Raw genomic sequence first — 3,026 nt, 5'->3', positions numbered from 1 at the left:
GTCCCCCTCACCCCCGGCCCCTCTCCCCTTGTGGGAGAGGGGAGAATGACGCATGACGCACCTGCCTCACCTCCGCTGGTGCTCGGGCAGGACGGCCCAGACGTGCGGTGGGCGCTCAGGGAGACGCGGCAGGATCTGCCCGTCGACCAGCGTCAGCGTGTTGACCAGGCGGCGGGTGCCGCGGCGCTCGTCCATCCCGACGTCGTGGAAGACGAAGTCCCCCTCCTCCAGCCGCCAGAGCGCGATGTCGGCGACTGAGCCCACGCGGAGAGTGCCGAGGTCGGGGCGGCGGATCGCGGCGGCCGGGCGTGCGGTCGCACGCACGATCACGTCAGACAGGCTCATGCCGAGGGCGAGGAACTTCGAGAGCGTGGTCGGCAGGTCGTACATCGGGCCCTGCACGGCGAGCTGGTGGATGTCGCTGGAGATGGTGTCGGGTAGGATGCTCTGCTCCAGCATCGCCTCGGCCACGGCGAAGCTGAAGGAGCCGGTGCCGTGCCCGATGTCGAGGATCAGGCCGCGCTCCTGGAGGTCACGGATCACCGGCAGGATCCGGCCGTCCTCCCCGAGGATGCGCATGTCACCCCCGGTGAAGCAGTGGGTGAGGATGTCGCCGGGACGCAGGTAGGCCGCGACCTCGTCGATGGTGGGCGGGCCCCAGCCGATGTGGACCATGAGCGGCAGCCCGACTCGGTCGGCCAGCTCCCGCGCTCGCTCCAGTGGGCGGACGCCGACGCCACGCGTGGTGTTCCGATCAATGCGGGCCTTGATCCCCAGAATGATGTCGCGGTTGGCCTCGACGATCTTGGCGGCGAGATCCACGTCCCAATAGTCGGGGTTGGCGAACTCCCAGGTAGGGGCGATCAGGCCGATCGACGAGAGGTTGAGCAGCGCGAAGACGCGACAGCGGCTGGGTTCCGCGATGTAACGGCGAAATCCGGGGAAAGAGTAGGCGCCGGCCGAGCCGACGTCGAGCCAGGTGGTCACGCCGCTGCGTGCCGCTACCGGGTCGGCCTCGATCCCCCAGTAGGTCGCGCCCCAATAGATGTGCGTGTGCAGGTCCACCAGGCCCGGTGTGACGATCTGACCGGTGGCGTCGATCACGCCCTCCGCACTGGCGGGGTCGATCGCCGGCTCGATCGCCGCGACGTGGCCGTCGCGGATGCCGAGGTCGTAGCGGCCCTCGATGCCTGCGCCGGGATCGAGAACGTCGCCGCCCCGGATGACCAGATCGAATCGTTCGCCTGCACCCTGCCCGCTCATGGCCCAGCTTCCTCCGTTCGCTCGACTGATGGTCTGCCGGCAGCAGGCTAGACGATCCGGCCGGGGGCGGCAAGAGGCAAGAGCGCCGGCATCGTGCCGGCGCTCGTAATGGCATCCGGCCCGGGCACGTCGCCTGGGCCGGGATGGTGGGTCAGTAGAGCGGGGTGTCGGGGCGGAACGCTTCGAGCCACTGCTTGACGGTGGCGAGGAAGCGTGCCCCGGCCAGCCCGTCGAGGATCCGGTGGTCGAACGAGAGTGAGAGGTTCATCATCGGCCGGATCGCGATCGCGTCGTCGATCACGACCGGGCGCTTGACCACCGCCTCGGTGCTGAGGATGGCTGACTGCGGCTGGACGATGATCGGCGTCGAGAGGATGGTGCCGAACGTGCCGGGGTTGTTCACCGTGAAGGTGCCGCCCTGGACGTCGTCCAGGGTGAGCTGCCCGTTGCGGGCGCGCGTGGCCAGGTCGCGGATGGCGCGTGCCAGCCCCACGATGCTCTTCTCGTCGGCGTTCTTGATGACCGGGACGATCAGCCCGTCCTCCATCCCGACCGCGATGCCGATGTTGATCGCCTTGCGCAGGATGATGCGGTCCTCGTCCCAGACTGCGTTCACGCGCGGGTGCTCGCGCAGCGCGTGGACGACGGCCTTGACGACGAATGGGAGGAAGGTCAGCTCGAAGCCCTCCTCCTGGCGGAAGCGCTCCTGTGCCCGCGCGCGGGCCTCGACCACGCCCGACATGTCCACTTCCATCCAGAGGGTGACATGCGGGGCGGTGCGCTCGCTGCGCACCATGTGCGCGGCGATCTGCTTGCGCATCGGCGTGACCGGAACGATCTGGTCGCCCTCCCAAATCGGGATCTCCGCCTGCTCGGCCGGGATCTCGGCCGCGGGGCGCAGGGCGGGGGTTTCCGGCTGGACGGCGACCTCGGCCGGCTTCGGTGGCGCGGCGGTCTCCTGAATCGCGGCCGCGGCGGCGTCGACGGCCGTCGCCTCACGCTCCGGCGCTGCCGCTGCGGCGGGCTGGGCCTCACGCGCCGCGATGTAGCGCAGGATGTCCTGCTTGGTGACACGGCCGCTCAGACCAGTGCCGGGTACCTGGGAGATGTCGATTCCGTGCTCCTCGGCAATGCGCCGCACCGCGGGTGACGAACGGGTCCGCAGCAACTCCTCGGCGCTCTCCCGGCCGGTCCGCTTCGGGGCGCGCCCGGGTGCGGGACCAGCGGCCAGCCCGCCGTTGATGCCGTCCTGGGCCGCGGCGCCGACCTCGGGTGCCGCCTCGGCGGTGGGGGCCTCAGTGCCCTCCTCCGCAATGACGCAGATCTCGGCACCGACCGGAAGGGTGTCTCCCTCCGCCGCGCGGATCTCGGTCAGAATGCCGCTCACCGGCGAGGGAACCTCCGCATTGACCTTGTCGGTCGTGATCTCGACCAGGGGATCGTACTTCTCGACCCGGTCGCCCACCTGCTTCAGCCAGGTACCGATCGTGCCCTCGGTGACGCTCTCGCCGAGCTTGGGGAGCCGGACCACAGTGCCGTGACGGGTTGTGGACATAACGCGCGATCTCCTTCCCGGGCAAGGCTGGTGGTTGCCCCCTCACCCCCGGCCCCTCTCCCACAAAGGGAGAGGGGAGAAGAACGAAAAGACGGAGCACGCAGCACTTCAGGCGTTCTCCGCTCCCCTCTCCCCTTGTGGGAGAGGGGGTAGGGGGGTGAGGGGTGGTCCCTCAGAATGCCGCGAGCTGCTCCAGCGCGGCGCCGAT

General features: G+C 69.7%; 2 protein-coding genes. Both read right to left on the bottom strand.

Features of this window, described 5'->3' with window-relative positions; all coding sequences use genetic code 11:
* Positions 1-66: 66 nt before the first annotated feature.
* On the bottom strand, positions 67-1,263 hold the full coding sequence (locus IRZ30_RS16760; protein WP_294086827.1) for an amidohydrolase/deacetylase family metallohydrolase: 1,197 nt from the start codon (positions 1,261-1,263) through the stop codon (positions 67-69).
* A gap of 151 nt (positions 1,264-1,414) precedes the next feature.
* Positions 1,415-2,818 carry a dihydrolipoamide acetyltransferase family protein gene (locus IRZ30_RS16755; RefSeq protein WP_294086826.1) on the bottom strand — a complete coding sequence of 468 codons (1,404 nt, stop codon included), beginning with the start codon at positions 2,816-2,818 and terminating at the stop codon, positions 1,415-1,417.
* Between the last annotated feature and the right edge of the window lie 208 nt (positions 2,819-3,026).

It is taken from the genome of Sphaerobacter sp. (assembly GCF_019683595.1).
Taxonomy (GTDB): domain Bacteria; phylum Chloroflexota; class Chloroflexia; order Thermomicrobiales; family Thermomicrobiaceae; genus Sphaerobacter.
The sequence above is the reverse complement of the archived record's forward strand: the minus strand, read 5'-3'. Positions and strand labels throughout refer to the sequence as shown.